This is a genomic window from Thermoplasma volcanium GSS1, from assembly GCF_000011185.1.
In the GTDB taxonomy this organism is placed as follows: domain Archaea; phylum Thermoplasmatota; class Thermoplasmata; order Thermoplasmatales; family Thermoplasmataceae; genus Thermoplasma; species Thermoplasma volcanium.
In genome coordinates, this window is record NC_002689.2 from 118981 (window position 1) to 138514 (window position 19534).

The following is a 19534-nucleotide window of genomic DNA, read 5'->3' on the forward strand; positions in this document are numbered from 1 at the left end:
ATCTGAATTTTATTAAATTGCCTCACAAAGTTTGTGGAAGCTAATATTTATATAAAAATTTATTCAAATTACACGCACATAAAATTATTAATAAAATTTATTTGCATTAACACATTATATTTTTATGAAATCTATTTTTATTTCATTATGGGGAAATCCTGAAAGATGGAACGTAACTAGGTACTCTTTTAACTCAAAAACATGTGAAAGTATAACAAGTTCAAGGGTAATATATGAAAATTTTAAAACGGATTATTGTATAATATACATACCAAATTCGATATATCCCGGCATATACAAAGATGATACATATTTATCCCAATATCAAGATCTTATTAATAGTAAACTATGTGAATTTCTAAACAGCAAAGATACTGAAAGTGCTGAATTTTATAAGAATAGCAATAAAATAATATTTCCATCGAAGGGATCCTTTACAGCAGATAATAAGAACTATATATTTGATTTTGATATAAATTATATTTACTCATATTTTTATAGAAGCATTTTAAACTATTTAGAATCTGTTGATAAAATAAATAAGATAATAGTAGATATAACACATGGGATTAATTTTCTTGAATTTATATTTCTTGAATCATTAATGTATGCTTTACGTGTATATGCATTATCAAATAAAATAGATGTAAATATTGAATATTATAATTCTGATCCATATAGTAATTTTGCTATATTGAATATTTATAAAATTAAAAGCATTGAAATAGAATATAAGAACGTTTTATCTATAATATCCAGAGATTTTATCAATATGTACAGGCACAATAAAAAAGATATTAAAGATTATTTTAAATTAAACTTCAATGAAGATTTATCGGACTATATTAAAGCATGCTCAATCATGGCACAATCTGTAACAGTACCGTATCTTATGTATTTGATAATAAACATATACAAAAAAATATATGAAATCGGTAGTGGTGGATTAGAAGTTCATTTAAACATAGAGGATAATAAAATAAGGCAGACGTTTGACAATAAGATCAATGTCAATATTGAAACTCTTGCATTTTTGGATACATTAATAAAAATTAACTCATCCATAAAATACGATAATGGTTTTAAAATACCTGACATATACACATTTACGGATAATTTCTTTTCCAGAGAATCATATAATATTTTTATAAAAAATGAGTTAAGAAAAATTAAAAGTAAAAAAGAGCATTATGATTTTGATATAGGAAATTTTTCAAGAAATTTTAAAGCATATGCAGGTTTGCTAGATGGATTATATGTTCTTAAAGATAACTCCATAGATTTTAAAACGTTCCATTTTCAAAATCAGAAGATAGATCTAAATTGGATAGTTAAAAATATTTAATCTTGAACTATTTATAATAACTAAAACCTTTAAAGGAATTTCTATATGGCAATTTAATAATTTTTCACTAATTTGTACTCAGTTTTATTATTTGTATGTAATATTGGATGTATAAAGATGATATAGCATATCTTATCCCTTTCTTAAAGATTTTCAATGTCTAAATTAAAAAAAAAATTCAATCGAATATTTTGAGATATTTTCAAACTAACTAGTGCCACTAAAGACTGGCCATGCTTATTGTATCGATTCTTTCCATGCCTCTTCTTCATGTTACGTAATTACGAGTTCTAAAAAGATAACATAGGCATGGTAACATTTCTTAACAGATCTGCTATTATAGCCATTTTCCTGAATGGAAACATAAGGAAACACCAAAAGTCAACATATTGCCCCATATTGTCCCATGCACATGTCCCATTTACTCCGAACACACCAGCAGAACCCAAATTATACTCAATTTTAGGTGTTGCAATTTGTGTTGCAACGGTTGCAACATTATTGCGACATAGTTGCAACATGACCACCATGCGAATGTTGCAACTTGTCAGGAAACCCTTTATTATACGCATTTTTTTGTGTTGCAATAAATGAGACGTTTATTGCAACATGATTGCAACAAGTTGCAACATAGTGTTGCATATTCATTTTATCCCGTATTATTCCAATTCCATATTTTAATTTTCATCTCCTAATTTTATTCGGTTGCAACATGATCGGTTGCAACAGTTGCAACGTGATCACCATGCAGATGTCCACTTGTCAAGAAACCCTCTATTATACGCAATTTCTTATGTTGCAATTGGTGTTGCATCATGTTGCAACATGTCACCATGAAAAAGCCAGCGTTCGTTAGAAGACCCTCTATTTTAGGCATTTTCCGATGTTGCAACTGGTGTTGCAACGGTTGCAACATAGTGTTGCATATTCATTTTATCCCGTATTATCCTAATTCCATATTTTAATTTTCATATCCATATTTTATTTTATTGCAACATGATCGGTTGCAACATGTTGCAATCGGCCTTAATTCATGATACCGATCATGGGGATTTTTGATCCCATTTCCCCGATAATGACCTTGCAGTTTTTCTAAAATTTTTATTCTATACAGTCCGTGATTCATGGTTGTCATGACAATTTTCTTCCACACCAATTAGTACGTCTCAAACGTTATTTGTATAATAAAGGCGTAATTGTCGGAGCTATTGCTTCCATACTAGCTAGTACATCTTAAACTGGACAATCTGCCGAAAGCAGCAAAGACTGTGAGTACAATAAGCTTCCATACTAACTAGTACATCTTAAACGAAAAAAATCCTATTCGGCTATTTTCACTCAAATTTATATCTTCCATACTAACTAGTACATCTTAAACGACTCACGCAATGGAGATGCGGATAGTATACTTTTAAACGCTCTTCCATACTAACTAGTACATCTTAAACGCAGAGGCATATCCAAAAAAAGGCAAGGTGTAATTAGACCCTTCCATACTAACTAGTACATCTTAAACAAGGTTTTTTATTACTCGCTCTTCAGGAGCGCATGGCAGGGCCTTCCATACTAACTAGTACATCTTAAACCAGGTACGCACAAAAAAGGAGAGCAGAATATGCAGCGGATGACTTCCATACTAACTAGTACATCTTAAACGATGTCCAATAGAGTAGAAAAAGGTGTTAGGGAGGCCCTCAGCTCTTCCATACTAACTAGTACATCTTAAACTAGAAAATACTGTTCATTGATTGCAGACCAATTGAAAGACTCTTCTTCCATACTAACTAGTACATCTTAAACAAGGGAGCAAGAGCTCTGCCTATTAAAGCTGATAAATCACATCTTCCATACTAACTAGTACATCTTAAACCAGGTTCTATGTATCTCCATTGTGATTGGCATGCAAATTCTTATTCTTCCATACTAACTAGTACATCTTAAACAACAAGGTGTATGTTCTCAATTCGGCAGCACTGCCGAATGTACTTCCATACTAACTAGTACATCTTAAACGGATATTACATGGGAAAAGAGAACATACAGAAAATACACTTCCATACTAACTAGTACATCTTAAACACGAGTATGCTACGAAATTGATTTCAGAAGTATTCGAGGACTACCTTCCATACTAACTAGTACATCTTAAACTTAGGTATATCATATTAAGGTGAAAAAATGGATAAAAAAGAACTTCCATACTAACTAGTACATCTTAAACAAGAGACTGTTAGAAAGCGGATTTATATCGGCTGTGGGGCATCTTCCATACTAACTAGTACATCTTAAACCCGTATCAATAATTATAATAAACATAGTTATTTAAAGGTTCTCCTTAAAAAATTGTAAAAAGATCCAAAGAGAGGAAAATTTTGATAATAAACCTCTAAAATACTAATCCCACATTAAATCTTGCGGGGATCGATTTTTTGCCCTTAGTATTTAAAGATCAATTTATATTTAGATTTTGCGTAGTAATCGTTACTACATTATATCCAGAAATTAGTTCCCTTGCATATTTATTGCCCTTTAACATACAATTTGCCTCCTCTTTCTTCATATTCCATAGTTAGTGTTTGCAGGCCTTTCATACGTAAGGGCATAGGCCTTCTTTTATAATTATAATGTATATCCCATGTGAAGAAATATCGCCTTTACCTCTTCATCGTATATTTTAATCTTTCTAATTTGCCGTATGTTTCAGGATGATCTATTCCTCCTAATATATGCTTTATTCCACTGTTTTCTAAATATTCCTGGAATTTATTTTTAATACATGTGATCCCATCCCTTCCATTTGAAAAGAACTGTTTTGATCGTAAACATCTCTTCTAGTTTACAATATGTGTTTATTGCTATTTCCAATGTTTCCTCATTGTATATATTCGTGCCTGCTGTGAATCTGGAAGCATCATACTCTATTATTAATTTCCCATCATCATTGTGCTTAGCCCATACGCCATAGTGAATTTTAGTGTTCTCTTTCATATTTTATATATCTTCCTTGATTCTTCTTATTGGTGTCTTCATTTACCATTTGTATTTTAACAATGTATTGTATATAATATTTATGTGATATTTTTATTCCATCATCATTAAGGTATTTCTCTATTGGCAATGGCCCTGATAATGGATAATTATTCGTTACTTACTATCAATATCTCTATTAATATCTATATTTTTTCTACGTGTTTTATATAATTGATCTTTACCGTATTCTAAGTAATTATAGTATATTTTATTTATATATCTTGCAGCCTTGTGAATAATCGCTGATCTCTTAGATGATCACCCTTCTTCTTTTTTATTATATATTTTATTTTCTTATTGCTTAGCGCCACTTTTCTTGAATTCTTTTTTCTATATTGCAATCTTTACAGGAACTCAACTCCACATGTTATGGGCTGTAAAATTACTGGTAAACTATAAATACGTTTAAGGGCTTTTTATAACTATGGTATCAAAGAAATCTTCAGAAAGCCAGGTTATAGAGATCGAAAAAAGGTCTTACAATAATCCAATAGTAATATGCGGCTTTGCAAGCTCAACTCCAACTGGGGTGCTTACGGCCAGCTATATGATTGAGACGCTCGGTCTGCACCAGGTTGCACATTTAATATCACAGCACGTGCCGCCGGTAACCGTATTCGTGGGAGGAAAGCTTAGGCACCCATTCAGGATATATGCAAACAATTCTAATACACTTCTGGTCGCTGTATGCGAAGTTCCTATACTTACTTCGCATATATATGAAATATCAAATGCACTTATGAGCTGGCTTGAAGAAATTGGGGCCAGCGAAATAGCGGTTATAGAGGGGAGTCCCGTATCCGGCATTCCTGAAGACAGAAATGTCTATTCAGTAGCAGAAAAAAGAAGGCTTGACAAGTTAAAGAAAGTAGGCATACCTGCAGCTGAATCAGCTTTGATTGCCGGAATGGGCGGTGGAATGCTAAACGAGTGCCTTGTGAGGAGAATGTCAGGCATATCCTTTATAACGCCAACCTCAGCTGACATTCCAGATCCTGGAGCTGTTCTAAGCGTGGTTAACGCCCTGAACAAGGTTTACAACCTTAATATAGAGACTGATCTGCTTGAGCAACAGGTAAAGGAACTCAACGACCAGATAAAGAAGATAGAGGAGCAATACAAGGAGCTTCAAAACAGACAAAAACAGGAACCACAGTCGATGTATGGATGATAATATGATAACGGTTAAAGGGCACATAAAGAAAAGCGTTGAAATCGATAGAGAAATGAGCGTGGGGGATATACTTAAGGATCTTGGGCTCCCAGAGGAAGAATACGTTGTAATAGTTAATGGGAAGCCTGTATTGGCCGATCACACTGTCAAGAAGGACGACGATGTTGTCATATTAGAGGTCTTTTCAGGCGGATAAAGAGTTAAGGCCGCCAAAGGCTTCCTCAGAAAAGAATCGATCGAGTACTCGTATCCTTCCTTTTATTTCTTCAAACTTCTGGACTTTTATGGTATTCTTTAACTTATCGAGATTTTTTCCTATGGAATACTTGCTTATGTTTGATAATACAATTTCCTCCGGCGTTTTTCTCTCCTCGACAGTATCAACGTAGAGCCTGTTCCCTACCAGGTAAGGGCCCCTAGATCTTTCACGTGTTAGCCATTTTTTTATGAAATCAATGGAATTAGAAGTATCGGCGGGAGGCCCAACGTGGATCCTGATAGAATCACTAATGAACTTTCTTGTTTCAATCAATACGTATATCCTATCAGCTACATCTATTGCGCTTCCAACAGGCTCCATGTTGTATTCTTCCATTAATCTTAAGAGTGCAAGCTTAAATTTGTAGATCTGCGGGTACAAAACATCATCTGTTAGGTCTGGCTTTTCTATTGAATATATCCTTATGCATGTCCCCCTATCATGGTATTTAGGCTTGATCGGTTTCCTCTCAAGATCAAAAAAACTTTCTGAAGGATTATCGAGAAACATCTTGGAAGCGATCCTCATCCTTGAAAGGCTCTCAAGGCTAACGGCTGATGCAACATTTCTATCAGGATCTACAGGATCTATGAGAACCATTGGATCTTCGAACCTTTCATCATCGTCTATCTTAAGGCGGCCTCTCGTAGTTGAGAATAGCCTAAGCACGTTTTCGAAGTTACCGTATCTTATAATCAGCAGCTCACACAGATAACCAGAAAAACCATAGGTACGGGCCTCTGCTCCGTAGACACCGACAGACTTCATGAACACCTTCAACAGCCTTACCTGATCCTTGGAAGCGCCGTCAAGCTTCTCATTCACATAACGCGTGTGCAAGAGCGTGCGGTCAACAGCACTTATCTTCTTTTGCCCAAATTCCATTTTAAAACAAGGTACAACATCGATCTTTATTCCATCAATTTCTCCAGATACGTAGGGATGTTCTGCATATTTCTCCTTTCCATTGGGTAGAAGATCGTGGCCGATGGAAAGCCCTAGTTTCTCCATGATTTTTTCTTCATAGTCCCTATCAAATGCTATGAACAGGTCAAGGTCCCCGTCCTTCAGGTTGGTACCTTTCGCGTATGAACCAACTAAAACTGGATCGGCCCTAATATTCTTATGTCTGCATATTTCTGAAGCACGCGTAGTAAGGTACTCTGATATGCTCTTGAGCTTTTGGAGCTCTTGCTCATCTGGCCTGTACCTGTTAAGTATGGCGGAATAATCGATCATTTCTGAGTGAGGTTCAGTATTGCCTGCGCAGGCTCACCGGATGCAGCTTTGAGAGCTTCAATAGCCTTTTCTCTTGCTACACCTGTTTGATCCATTACAAGCTTTATGTCATCTTCAGGAAACGTTTCTTCCTTCTTTCCCTCTTGCTTTTTTGGAGTTTCTCTGAAATCTCCCACAACCTGGAATGTCTTAACTCCCTGTGCTTCAATCATCGTTACCTGGGCATTCTCAATGACATAATCTTTTTCCTTGCCTACGAATATAACTTTCTTTACATCATCCATTTCCGTGGATTTTATCCCCATCTGCGCCATTAAGCGGCGCATCTCCCTTGAGTTCATCCTTCCAGGTATCATTCCCTAACTGATCTTTGTGTAGTAAATAAAGTTGATTATGCAAACGCAGATTAAGATGTAGTTCATAGCCAACTTTGCTTTTGCAAATTAGACGCTCAAACACACGATGAGAGGGCTTTAACAGTTAAGATAAAACATTAATATAATATTGTGATATGTTATGAAGCGATAAAGTTGGATTCAAGGGAGACCTCATCTGAGTGTCCTGTATGTGGTGGTAATGTAAAGCACCCAAATTGGAATATATGTATGTGTGAAAAACTGTGATCTGGACTACGATGTGGAAAGATTAGCTTCACTTTCTATTTCCCTTCGTAGTCTTGATCTGTGCGGATATCCGTTACTCGTAAGTGCTGTAACCTCTTTATCATCCATGATGGATGGATACCTGTACAGCATGAATCGACCTGAGATTCCTGGAGCAGGTTCTACTGAGATGGCATACGTTCCGAAAAAATGTGGTGCGTAACATTGCAAAACTTTTTGAGAACGGCTGAAGGTCCAATATTTTTAGTATAAGTGTAATACGTGGTCCAGCACTACTATATAATCTAAAAGAAATTTATGCAAAACTTAGTTTTTTAAAAATCGTTGTGGACGGCTTTTAAGTATGTTAAACACATGATATAATAAATAAAAACAAGAATTTTATTTACGGTGTTATTTTTATGGCTCTTACAGGGCAAACGCTTTCGCATGCCATGCAGAATATGCAGTCCGATTCACGTACAGGATCGCATTTGTCTGTCCTGTACTTGTTCCATTCGTCGCTGCCCTTCTCGACCTTCTTGTCGTTTCCAGTTCCACTCTTTCCAGGGTTCAAATTCCATTCGTAAAGGTTTACAGGGCATACATCCATGCAGGCCCCATCCGCTATGCAGCAGTCCCAATCTACTGCAACGTGCGTACCATGTATACCCAGCTTGGTTGGATATGGCTTTCCGTCAGCATCCATCCTCTGCATACCCTCTGCCCTAACATCGTGATTATTGTGCTGGCCAGTTATTGGGTAATCCTTGTCGTTTTCAAGGAAGTGCTCATCTATAGGCTTGGGCTTAAAGTCTAGTTCCTCCAATTTAACCAAATACACTCACCAAGGAGATATTTTATATTTTTATTTAAACTATACGCAACCAAATTCTGTAAAAACGTTATAGTACGATAGTGAATGAGTGTCTACTATTTTATTCTGATCAGATAATTTTTAATTTGAAAAAGCGAATCAAAGGGATATTTTTTTAAGGAATGATGATCTTGTAAAAAACGTTTTATAGCAATTAAAAATATGTTTTCCTAAATGAAGTACGTACTTGACACTTCGGCCATCATATCGAGGAATATCAACCTGCTTGATGGCGACCTTCTATTTCCTTCAAGTGTAATAGGTGAGATTAGAAAGGGCAAGTTGAAATATATGCTCGATGCGCTTTTTCCCATGATAAGGATAGTTGATCCAGACCAGTATTATGTTAGGAGCGTAGAGGATGCTGCCCATAAAACCGGCGATCTTATGAACTTAAGCGGAACTGACATAGAGGTTATAGCTGTGGCCATGCAGTATGGTGCCACAATTGTAACGGATGATTATTCAATACAGAATGTTGCATCTGCGTTGAAGATAGCGTTCATGAACGCTAACATAAAGAGTATAAGCAAACAGATAAGCTGGGTGTATAGATGCACAGGCTGCAAAAAGATATTCCATGAGCCCGTCAAAGTATGTGATATATGTGGGCATAATGTCAAACGGCATTATGATAAGAAGAGATCCGCTGTAAAGAAAATTTAGTGCTGATAGCCAACATATTATCTTTTCACCTTTTATGAAATAATTTGTGGTTTCAAAGGCGGTAGCTGCAAATGCTATAGGCATAAATTTTCTGGCCACAAAAGTATCCAAACCATTAATATTAATTTATATTGATAATTATAAATCTTAGCAGAAAAGAACGAGGTATGAAGTTACTAGGCCAACAGAAAAAGCCGGTTAATCAATCATCTTGTACCTTGTTTTTTATCACGTCATTGATTATTTTTTCCATTATCCCTTCAACCTTCTCAGGGATATCTTTTATGTTGTAAGGACGGAATTTTTCAATTGCGGACTCTCTCATCATCCAGGTTTTCCCTTCCGATACGTATACGAATATTCGGAGTGGCGGCACTATGCCTGCCAAGATATTCTGGTCAAATACCGACTTAGCATATACTGGGTTAAATATCTCGAAGATGTGCTGAGGTTCGATTGATATCCCAGCGTTTTTGAGGTTCTGTTGTGGATCTATTTCCGTAACGATCTTCATTCCATTTTTCTCTATAGAATTTTTAAGCTGAGAAAGAGTTTCGGAATAACCAACAGGGCTTTCATACTTCAAATCCATAAAGCACGATATGCAAATCAGTATTTAACAAGTTAGTATCTATATTTTAAAAAATAATCATATTACAGTATGCCTCGCAAAATTATATTTTTTAGTGTGAAAAGGAAATATCTTATAATTTGATTATATAAATATTTAGTAATAGTTAAGCATAACAGAAAAATGTTATATATGTGATATGGAATATTCTATCATGGGCTATAACTTCGTGAGAGATGTTATTGAGAGAAACGACAAGAGAAAGACTGCAGTAATAATGTCAGATGAAAATCTTAGCTCAAAAAATGAGACCTATGGAACACTGTTGAAAGAATCTTACAAACTAAGCAATTTTATGCGTCAACTAAGGCTGAAGGCAGGAAATCGCATCCTTATAATGATGGAGAACTCCCTTGATCTATACCATGTTGTTACTGCATCTATAGCTGCAGGGATGGTGTATGCACCCACAGCTCCGATACTCCCAGATGATCAGATAAAATACAGGGTAGAGCAACTCAAGGCTAAAGCTATATTCGTGGATGCTGGAACCCATCAAAAAGCAGAGCAATTCGGTGACATCGTAGTTAACATGAGTGATGAAGGTACAAGGGTAGAGATATCTAAAATGGATGACACTTTTAATGATTTTGAAACAGAAATAGACGGCGAGCATGCGGTTTTCTTCACCTCTGGAACTGAAGGTATGCCAAAGATGGTGCTACATACGAACCGCTATCCAGAAGGCCATAGAACAACAGTCAAATGGCTTGATTTGAACAGAGATGATGTGCATTGGAACATAAGCAGTCCAGGCTGGGCCAAATGGGGATGGTCTTCCTATTATTCTCCATTTATTGCCGGTTCGGCAGTTTTTGGCATGAGCTACAGGAGGTTCGATCCAGAACGTGCTTTAGACGCTATGTCAAAGTTTCAGATAACTAGCGTATGCGCACCACCTACAGTATGGAGGATGTTCCTTCAGCACGATGTTGGATCTAGGGCGCTCTACCTGAAGAAGGCGGCCTCCGCAGGAGAACCGCTCAATCCTGAGGTTATCGAAAGATTTGAAAAATACACAGGCGTTAAGATAAAGGACGGTTACGGCCAGACTGAATCGACTTTGATGGTGGGCAATTTGACAGGCATGAAGGTGAAACCAGGTTCGATGGGAAAATCGTTAGAGCCGTACGATATACGTATTGTTGACGAAAATGGAAATGAACTAGGCGTAAATAGAACAGGTTTTATAGCTGTGAAAGCAGAAAAAAGGCCAGAGGGGCTTTTCAGTGCATATATTAATGATAAAAAGCTTACACACGACAGGTTTAAGAATGGCTACTATTACACAGGCGATACGGGATATCGAGATGAAGATGGGTACATATGGTTCGTTTCCAGGTCAGATGACGTAATTAAGGCATCGGATTACAGGATTGGGCCTTTTGAAGTGGAATCGGCTCTGTTAAGGCATCCTGCTGTAGTAGAATCAGCAGTTGTTGGCTCACCCGACGATATCCGCGGCGATATTGTTAAAGCATATGTTGTTCTAAAGAAAGGATATGAGCCGAGTTACGAACTTGCCAGAGAATTAAGTATGCTCGTAAGAAATACAATAGGTCCACACGCTAGACCAAAGAGGATAGAATTCGTTGAAGATCTCCCTAAGACTATAAGCGGAAAAATAATAAGGAAACAGCTCAGGCAGATGGAAATAGACAGGTATATGAAAATGAAAAATGGGATTAATTTAAACACTAGTAACAAAGAATTCAACATAGAAAGGATCGAATGATCCTTAATGGATGAGATAAGCCTTTTCTTTATTTTTTATATTTGGAATCTGAATTTCCAGGGAAAACTATTATCAATCATATAATTAAGATAAATTTATGGAGATATCCATTTATTATCTTAGTACTACCACAGGTTAAACAAAGGTTAGAATCTTATTTATTGCATTTGATTATCTATAACATATATAGACAATATATACATATATACACAACAATATATTATTTGTATAATGTTTATCTTAAATTCAATAATCTCTCCTTCGATATGACCACTGAATCAAAACCGGAGTTGATAGAATCCATAAATGATGCCAAAACAAGTGGGTTCCATTACAAGACATGGATTGTGTCAGGTCTAGGTTTCTTTACGGATGCCTATGACCTGTTCATAATAGGGGTTGTAACGAGCATACTTGTTCTATCAGGCTGGAACAAGTTTACAACACTTCAGTCATCGCTACTTGATTCCACAGCCCTTTTGTCTGCTGTAATTGGAGCATTGATATTTGGAAGGCTAATAGACAAGCTCGGGAGAAAGACGGTGTATGGCCTCGAACTCATAATACTTATAGTAGGTGCACTTGGAAGTGCGTTCCTGACACCGTTAAATGGTGTATATGTATTGATTATCTGGAGGTTCATACTGGGTATCGGAATAGGAGGGGACTATGCAACTAGTTCAACAATAATGGCTGAATACTCTAATACGGCCCACAGGGGAAAACTCGTCGGAATGGTGTTTTCGATGCAGTCCCTGGGGCTTCTTGCCGGGCCGTTGATAACTCTCGGTTTGTTATATTCAGGCATGAGCCTTTCACTCGTCTGGAAGCTTCTCCTAGCATTTGGTGCCATACCAGCCCTCATAGTCGTGTATTTCAGAAGAAAAATGCCTGAGACGCCAAGGTACCTACTCAGAGTCAAAGGAGATGCTGAGGCAGCCGTCAAGAACTGGGAGAAATATACTGGCATAGAAGCGTCTGCAGATGCTCAAGCTGAAGTCATAAAGAAATCCTGGACGCAGATAATTAAACAAAAGGAGTTTCTAATTACCCTTGTTGGAACAGCAGGGGCATGGTTCCTAATGGATTGGGCTCTTTACGGTAATTCCATAATGTCTAGTTCTATGCTTGGAGTTCTTGTCCCCTCATCTGTGACTGGTCTGGATCATCTGATAAGGACAACAATATATTCTGCGATGATTTTTGGATTTGCGGCATTCCCCGGATACTGGCTCGCAACTTTCACAATAGACCGTATTGGGAGGAAAACTATACAGTCCATAGGTTTTGCAGCAATGGCACTTTCATTTGGAATACTTGGTGTCTTTCATCAGCTTCTTTCTCCGTCGTATATTGTTCAGTTCCTATTACTGTATGGTATGAGCTATTTCTTCATAAACTTCGGGCCAAATGTAACTACATTCATATACCCACCTGAAGTGTTTCCTACAAAGGTTAGGGGGCTAGGAGCAGGCGCTTCAGCAGCTGGTGGAAAAATAGGGGCCTTCGTCGGAACATTCCTTAATGCAATTATATTACGTTCTTCAATAGGTGAATCTGGTCTCTTCATGATACTAGCATTGCTGGCAGCTTTTGGCTTGATCATAACACTGGTTCTGCTTCCAGAGCCTAAGAAACTTGACCTAGATGAGTCTTCTGGAGAGAAGGCACTTCTTGTTTGAAAATATTAAGGTGTAAGATATAAAACAACATTCAAAAAATTTATTTTTCTAAGCTTTATAATTTTTTATTCACAAAAATATTGTTTTTTATCTAATCAATTATTAAATCAATATTTATCGCTTTTGTCGCGTCTAAAATCTTGCGTATAATATACTGCTCGTAAGAACTTAACAATTCAATTCTGTATTTCTTAATTTTTAGATAAATTGAAATAAAAATTTGATGCTTAAATAGAAACGAACAATATTTACCTTAAATCCAAATGCATGCATTATAATGATAGAGGCGTCTTATGTCGATCTCTTTGGTTGCGAAATTTAGGATCATCTGTACTGATGGAGAAAAATTACTGATTTTAGCCGAAAATATTATTATACAATTTCTTAATTTTACAACGCAATCCAAAAAGTATCTAGAGTGCGGAGATCTTGGTGTTAAAAATGATTGAATTCAGTGAAAATAGTCATAGAAAATCTTTGATTGAAGAGTTGCCAAGAATAGTGGAAAGAGGCGAGAAAGAGGCCCAAAAAATTCTTGACGGTCTTTCAAAATCGCAAAGAATAACGCTGCAAACAAATGAACTGGTTCTTCCCACAAAAGCAATTGGAGAATTAAATAAATTCTATGGTCAAACTATTAAAACAGAGAATAACAATGAATTTCTCAATAGGCTTATTTATGGTGACAATTTGCTTGCAATGCAAGCATTCCTGGCTGGAGACCCTGAAACTGGACTGCCTTCTATGCGTGGAAAAATAGATCTGATTTACATTGATCCACCATTTGACAGTAAAGCGAATTATAGAACGAAAATACATCTGCCAACTGCTGACGTGGAACAAATGCCTTCTGTAATTGAACAGTTTGCTTACTCTGACACCTGGAAAGATGGAACGAAGTCGTACTTGGAGATGATAGTTCCGAGGTTAGTTCTTATGAAAGAGCTCTTAAGTGAAAAAGGATCCATTTACGTTCACATTGACTGGCACGTTGGGCACTATGTTAAAGTCATTATGGATGAGATTTTTGGGAGGGAGAATTTTGTAAACGAGATCGTATGGAAAAAGACAAACAGCCCAAAAGCCCAATCTAAAGGTTTTGGCACTCAACATGATGTCTTATATATTTACAGAAAGACTCCGCAATTTATATTTAATCAGATCAAGAAGGAACCGGACGAAGATTACCTAAAATCGTATGTATATGATGATAATGACGGCAGAGGGCCTTATCAAACAGTTGCCTTGGTTGCAGGAGGTATACAGAGGAGTGAAAACAGAAAAATTTTCGAATTCCATGGTGTAAGGGCTCCTTGGCTCTATTCATTGGAGAACTTGGAAAGATTCTGGTCCGATGGTAGAATATTCAAGACAAAGACGGGGTACAGGCTAAAAGTTTATCTAAAGGATATAGCGCTCCGCTTGTATCTGATATATGGGTTGACAAGGAAGTAGGTCCATTGCAGGGCCAGTCTTCAGAAAACTTAGGATACGTGACTCAAAAACCAGAGGCTCTCTTAAAAAGGATAATAGAGGCATCTTCGCTGCCGGATTCTATAGTTGCTGATTTTTTTGCAGGCTCTGGGACATTGGGGGCAGTTGCGGAAAAACTTGGAAGAAAATGGATCATGTGCGATGTGGGGAAACCTGCTTGTATGATCATGAGAAAACGGCTAAGCGATCTAAACGCAAGGCCATTCCTCTACCAATCTATAGGTGACTATCAAAAGGAGCAATTCAAGAGGTCACAATTTAGACGTATTGGCGACCTTGCCCATGTTGTCATAAAACTTTATGGGGCAATACCTTTCCCTATGCAGGATGGCATTCCAAACAATTTGGGTTACATAAAACAGAGCAAAACTCTTGTATATGTGGATTCCCCCGCAAGAATAACTGGTTATTCTACTTTGAAGGGAGCCCAGAAACTAAGAAGATCTGTTATGGGCAGGTGGGAAAAAATAGTTGTATTAGGATGGAACTTCGACAACGACATCGGTAGAATCATCGAAAGCCTTAACGACGATAAATTGGAGGTCCTGGTTATACCACCAGACCTGCTTGAAAAACTAAGAAACAAAGAAGATTGTGACGATCTAATTAAAAATGGAAAGGTAAAATTCTCGTCTCTGCGGTATCTCAGTGTGAAGCCCATAAGAAGGAAAACGGTTGACGAAGCCCAAGAAGAGCTGGAAATTGAACTTGAGAATTATGTCTTGCTTTCCCCCGACGCTTTGCCTCTGGACAAAGATGATAAGGAAAAACTTGAGAAAGTGATAGAAGAAGACCCGCTTAGCCTCATCGAATACTGGAGTATTGATCCTGATTACGACGGCGAAGTGTTTAGAAGTAAATGGCAGGATTACAGAGAAAATCATCGGAATAGTTTTAAGGTCAATAGAAAGGTAAAACTCCTTGTGCCAAGAACTGGCAAAAAGAGAAGGGTGTGCGTAAGGGCTGTTGATGTACTGGGGTTTGAAAGTATGGCAATTCAGGATGTAAGATAATGGTTAACTTAAAGTCTCTTTGTAGAATGGATGCCGCATTGAAACTTGAAAAGGAGTTAAACGAAGAAGTCAATTCATGAAGGGAATCAGTAGAATTCATGAAAATGGCAGCTACTGATACATGCGAACTTCTTAACTTCTGGGACGCTAAAGGAATATTTGCAAAAGAGAAGGAATTCAATTTCCGTCAAGGGCAACGGCAAACCCCTGAATACTATCCATGTGGGGCTTAAAGGCTACTATTGTTGAGGCCAGAAAGCGTTCATGACCTTGTTTCAAAACACGTATGTTTTCACCTTAGCACGCATAGTGATTTTTGTTTCTTGAAATACGCCATCGCCAATCCATGACTTTCCTAAAAAAGTCAAAGAAAGGCGCTTTAGTATATTTCCAGCCATTCCGGTAAACTTTGTGTATTTGCCTAGTTTTTTAATGATCAAGTTAGTTAAACAGGTCTAATGGCCTTGACAGACAGGAAATGAAGTTTAAAACCAATAGTAAGTACCAGAAGAGATCTGATTTTAACGGATCCTCTAGAGCTATCTTGATAAATTCATCAAAAATCCACAACAGTATGAGAATAATGCTGAATTTATGAATATATGCCGTGGGCCGGGATCGAACCAGCGACCTCCAGATCTTCAGTCTGGCGCTCTCCCAACTGAGCTACCACGGCTTACAGCGTTATTGCTAAATTTTATAAAAAGGTTGGCTTGCAAAGAATGAAATGGAAGTAATTAGTTCATTAAGCATATCTATTTTGGATTGATTGATCCGATTGATTCTTTTCCGAGAAGCTCCCTTATTATTTTTCCAGACTGGCTTCTAGGTATTTTTTTCACCATAACATACCTGAATGGCCTTATTTCCAATGGAAGAATCTCTTTGCAGGTACGTGCAAATTTTACAGCATCGGATCTATCGCTCGAAGCTATGAACGCCTCTAGCCTATAGGACGATCTTGTTTTGTAAAGGCCGACTGCTAAGTCTGTCTTATTCCACACTTTGCCGATAATCCCCTCTATTATTTCTGGAGAAACAACGCTACCAAACACGGTTTCTGAAGCTTTTGCTAGGTATAGGTGGCCTGATTCGTCTATGTGTCCTAGATCACCTGTACTCAGAGATCCTCCTTCATCTGTCTTGTCTACAATCCTGTTTGACTTAATCTTGACTAGCCCATTTTCCCCAACAGGTAGTGGCTTTCCACTTCTATCACTAATACTAACTGTGCAATCTGGCAGAGCAACTCCGACTGAATCAAAATCATTTTTCATTAGTTCCTGCATACATACAAGTCCGGTCGCAGCTGAAATATCGTATCCAATCTTTATGTCTTTTCCGTACTTAACGAAGAAATCCTTGAGAAACTCAGGTCTGATGTATTCGCCAATAGAAAACAGGTAACGTATAGTTTTAGGCATTTCTACATTTTTTAAAAGCATCTCCTCGTATAGGTAAGTATTCCCCACAAGCATTGATGACTCAGCTTTTTCAATAGCCTTAATAGTCTTCTCCACTTCGTAAAACTCAGGCATTAAAGTAAGGGTTCGTCCAGAAAAAAGAGGTATTAGAGAAAAAATGAGAGAAGAAATGTGGTTTAAAGACGAATATACCGCAACATCTTTTCTATAACCTTCTAGAAACTGCTGTAAAGAATTAGCTGCCTCATAGATAAAGCTGCTCGGATATGTATAAACAGAATCCCCTCTAAAAGTATGCCTCTTGAGTACTCCGTCATTCTCAGGCAGTTCTTCTCTGTTTACTTTGTCGAATATCATGTCTGAAAATTTTAATATGCCTCTCTTCGCAAGGAACTTCTTAAAACAGGCCCTGTCATTTTTAAAGTATGGATCTATGGATGACCCGTACGGTCCAAGATCCTCCTCACGCACAACTATGGCACGATCAGGAAAAGGATCTAGCCTGCATAGCGAGGAGGCATTTCCTATTATGGTTTTTATCCCATACTTAGAAGGGTTCTCATACTGATTCAGTATGAAGGCTGGAAGTCCAAGCCTATTTAGTGCAAGTATCGATATGAGGATCTGTGGTGAATTCCGAAGCATTATTCCGACATCGCCATCAACATCGAGGCTCTTAAGGTTAAACGCAAACGAATCTACCATAGAAATTAGCGCGCTATAAGTTATTGGCTTTCCAAGATAGTATATTGCTACCTGACTGCTATTCTTTTCTGCGATCTGATAGAGATAACGATAGAGCGTATTCTCCTGCTTAACTTCGGCTTCACCCATTCCCATTCATATCCATGCTCTAGTATTAAATTTTTTTTACCTAATGCCTCGTTGCAAATATACGCTTACCTAACATAACTGGCCATAACAGAAGGGATTTCATCTATCATGTCCGTAATTTTATAGAATAAGCCCTTCTTGTCATAAGCCAGCTCACCGATCCTCTTGTTTAAGTAGGTGCCCATTAGACATGACCTCATCGGGTCTATCCCCTTTGATATGAAAGATGATATCAACCCAGCTAGGAGATCTCCTGTTCCTCCCATGGTCATTCTGGCATTGCCTCCCTTGGCATAATGGACCTCTTTTCCGTCGGTAATGATATCTACCTTTCCTTTCAGGACTATTATTATGCCTTTTTCTTTTGCAAATTCTACTGCGTTTTCTTCGTTTGGTTCAGTACCTGTAAGCTTTCTGAACTCGTTCTTGTGAGGAGTGACAACTATCTTCTTTCCTTTAATTATCGACAGGTGTTTTGACAGTAATGTAATGCCGTCCGCATCTATTACAATTGGTACTGCAGATCCATTGACTAGCCTCTTCAGTGCTATTTCTGCCTCATGGGATGTACCAAGGCCAGGTCCGATCAATAGGGCACTATTCCTCCAAACCTCTTCATAGCTTGCTTGCCTTTTATAATCGAATAGCCTCACTATTATGCCTGGGTCGTAGGACGATACTATTTCATAATTCTTATTCGTGACGTATATTCGCACTAGGTCAAGGCCAAGATTCTCTGCTGCTAGTGCTGCTATGACTGAAGAACCATGGTATTCCCAGCCTGCAACTATGCCGAGTGTACCATTCATCCCCTTGTGCGAATCTGGATCAGGTCGTGGATAATATATTAGATCCCCAGGGCCCGCATACTTTCTCACATCATCAGGTATACCAATATCTGCCACGATTATTTCTCCACTATTTTCCTTGTTCATACCATATTTTAGGGATGTGAACGTAACTGTTATATCTGGCCTTACCGCACAGTTTGTCCCAAGGCCTGATGGTACATCAACAGAAACGATCTTTTTGCCGGAGGCATTTATCTTCTCTATCGTACTTTTATAAGGTTCCTTTGGCTCACCAGATATTCCTACCCCAAAGATGCCATCTATGATTATGTCTGCAGCCAGGCATTCGTCAATGTGAGAGGCATCTACTACGTTTCCGCCATATTCCTGCAACGCTTTTTTGGCTAGTTCGCTCTTCAGCCCGTTTACCAATAGTACGGTAACTTCGAATTTTGTGCGGAGCAATTCAGCCGCGACTATGGCGTCGCCTGCGTTATTTCCTGTACCACATACTACGCATACCTTCTGTCCACTTGCGAAATTTTTTTCGATCACCTTGGCAACAGAAGATCCTGCGTTCTTCATAAGTGGATACGTGCTCCCGTAGAGGTATTCGTAGTTAAGATCATCATGGCGCATATCATCGTAATAACCCATACCTAAACATGACAACTTAAAAGAAATAGTTAAGCTAAATATTTTCTGCATTCGATTCAAAAGTGTGAAATAGCATGTATA

16 protein-coding genes, 1 tRNA gene and 1 CRISPR repeat array are annotated in these 19534 nt (G+C 37.7%); of the genes, 9 read left to right on the top strand and 8 right to left on the bottom strand.

Translation table 11 applies throughout. The features are described 5' to 3' along the window. Window positions 1-124 precede the first annotated feature (124 nt). Entirely contained in the window at window positions 125-1345 is a 1221-nt protein-coding gene (gene csx1 / locus TVG_RS00590) for a CRISPR-associated CARF protein Csx1 (protein ID WP_010916370.1), read from the top strand. A gap of 1144 nt (window positions 1346-2489) precedes the next feature. Continuing rightward, window positions 2490-3636: direct repeats of the CRISPR family, unit length 28 nt; unit sequence CTTCCATACTAACTAGTACATCTTAAAC. 478 nt (window positions 3637-4114) lie between these two features. Here the strand turns inward: csx1 and TVG_RS00605 are convergent. Beyond that, window positions 4115-4333, bottom strand: coding sequence for a hypothetical protein (locus TVG_RS00605; protein WP_048053906.1), 219 nt, complete (start codon window positions 4331-4333; stop codon window positions 4115-4117). A 466-nt stretch (window positions 4334-4799) separates the two neighbouring features. On the opposite strand from TVG_RS00605, the gene TVG_RS00610 reads away from it, so the two are divergent. After that, window positions 4800-5546 carry a proteasome assembly chaperone family protein gene (locus TVG_RS00610; protein WP_010916371.1) on the top strand — a complete coding sequence of 249 codons (747 nt, stop codon included), beginning with the start codon at window positions 4800-4802 and terminating at the stop codon, window positions 5544-5546. A gap of 4 nt (window positions 5547-5550) precedes the next feature. Next, window positions 5551-5745: a MoaD/ThiS family protein gene (locus TVG_RS00615; protein WP_156769035.1), complete on the top strand. Its 195-nt coding sequence runs from the start codon at window positions 5551-5553 to the stop codon at window positions 5743-5745. Here the strand turns inward: TVG_RS00615 and cca are convergent. Together cca and TVG_RS00625 are read right to left on the bottom strand one after the other, a co-directional pair. Further along, the gene (gene cca / locus TVG_RS00620) at window positions 5734-7047 is read right to left on the bottom strand and encodes a CCA tRNA nucleotidyltransferase (protein ID WP_010916373.1); all 1314 of its coding nucleotides are present in this window, start codon (window positions 7045-7047) and stop codon (window positions 5734-5736) included. The two genes, TVG_RS00615 and cca, sit on opposite strands and share 12 nt — an antisense overlap. Beyond that, window positions 7044-7403, bottom strand: a complete 360-nt coding sequence (locus TVG_RS00625; RefSeq protein WP_010916374.1) for a nascent polypeptide-associated complex protein — start codon at window positions 7401-7403, stop codon at window positions 7044-7046. Before TVG_RS00625 ends, cca begins: the two co-directional genes overlap by 4 nt. Window positions 7404-7656: 253 nt before the next feature. On the opposite strand from TVG_RS00625, the gene TVG_RS08415 reads away from it, so the two are divergent. Continuing rightward, entirely contained in the window at window positions 7657-7872 is a 216-nt protein-coding gene (locus TVG_RS08415) for a hypothetical protein (protein ID WP_156769036.1), read from the top strand. Between the two features lie 183 nt (window positions 7873-8055). On the opposite strand, the gene zfx is transcribed toward TVG_RS08415, so the two are convergent. Further along, window positions 8056-8487, bottom strand: coding sequence for a zinc-containing ferredoxin (gene zfx / locus TVG_RS00630; protein ID WP_048054060.1), 432 nt, complete (start codon window positions 8485-8487; stop codon window positions 8056-8058). Window positions 8488-8700: 213 nt separating this feature from the next. Between zfx and TVG_RS00635 the strand changes: the two genes are divergently transcribed. Further along, window positions 8701-9192 (top strand): type II toxin-antitoxin system VapC family toxin, encoded by a 492-nt coding sequence (locus tag TVG_RS00635; RefSeq protein ID WP_010916376.1) that lies wholly within the window; start codon window positions 8701-8703, stop codon window positions 9190-9192. Between the two features lie 202 nt (window positions 9193-9394). Here the strand turns inward: TVG_RS00635 and TVG_RS08055 are convergent, their stop codons facing one another. Beyond that, a complete protein-coding gene (locus TVG_RS08055) occupies window positions 9395-9784 on the bottom strand; it encodes a DUF302 domain-containing protein (RefSeq protein WP_010916377.1) in 390 nt (129 codons plus the stop codon). A 193-nt stretch (window positions 9785-9977) separates the two neighbouring features. Between TVG_RS08055 and TVG_RS00645 the strand changes: the two genes are divergently transcribed. The 4 genes from TVG_RS00645 to TVG_RS00660 all read left to right on the top strand — a co-directional run bounded on the left by TVG_RS00645 (window position 9978) and on the right by TVG_RS00660 (window position 15747). Continuing rightward, entirely contained in the window at window positions 9978-11558 is a 1581-nt protein-coding gene (locus tag TVG_RS00645; protein ID WP_010916378.1) for an AMP-binding protein, read from the top strand. A 266-nt stretch (window positions 11559-11824) separates the two neighbouring features. Next, window positions 11825-13240, top strand: a complete 1416-nt coding sequence (locus TVG_RS00650) for an MFS transporter (protein WP_010916379.1) — start codon at window positions 11825-11827, stop codon at window positions 13238-13240. 441 nt (window positions 13241-13681) lie between these two features. After that, window positions 13682-14695, top strand: a complete 1014-nt coding sequence (locus TVG_RS08735) for a site-specific DNA-methyltransferase (protein WP_010916380.1) — start codon at window positions 13682-13684, stop codon at window positions 14693-14695. Between the two features lie 5 nt (window positions 14696-14700). Then, window positions 14701-15747 (top strand): site-specific DNA-methyltransferase, encoded by a 1047-nt coding sequence (locus TVG_RS00660; protein WP_010916381.1) that lies wholly within the window; start codon window positions 14701-14703, stop codon window positions 15745-15747. A 603-nt stretch (window positions 15748-16350) separates the two neighbouring features. Here the strand turns inward: TVG_RS00660 and TVG_RS00665 are convergent. From TVG_RS00665 to TVG_RS00675, 3 genes are all read right to left on the bottom strand, one after another. Beyond that, window positions 16351-16423 (bottom strand) — tRNA-Phe (locus TVG_RS00665). Window positions 16424-16502: 79 nt separating this feature from the next. Continuing rightward, window positions 16503-18005: an AMP-binding protein gene (locus tag TVG_RS00670; protein ID WP_162009525.1), complete on the bottom strand. Its 1503-nt coding sequence runs from the start codon at window positions 18003-18005 to the stop codon at window positions 16503-16505. Window positions 18006-18070: 65 nt separating this feature from the next. Then, on the bottom strand, window positions 18071-19453 hold the full coding sequence (locus TVG_RS00675; protein WP_010916383.1) for a bifunctional ADP-dependent NAD(P)H-hydrate dehydratase/NAD(P)H-hydrate epimerase: 1383 nt from the start codon (window positions 19451-19453) through the stop codon (window positions 18071-18073). Between the last annotated feature and the right edge of the window lie 81 nt (window positions 19454-19534).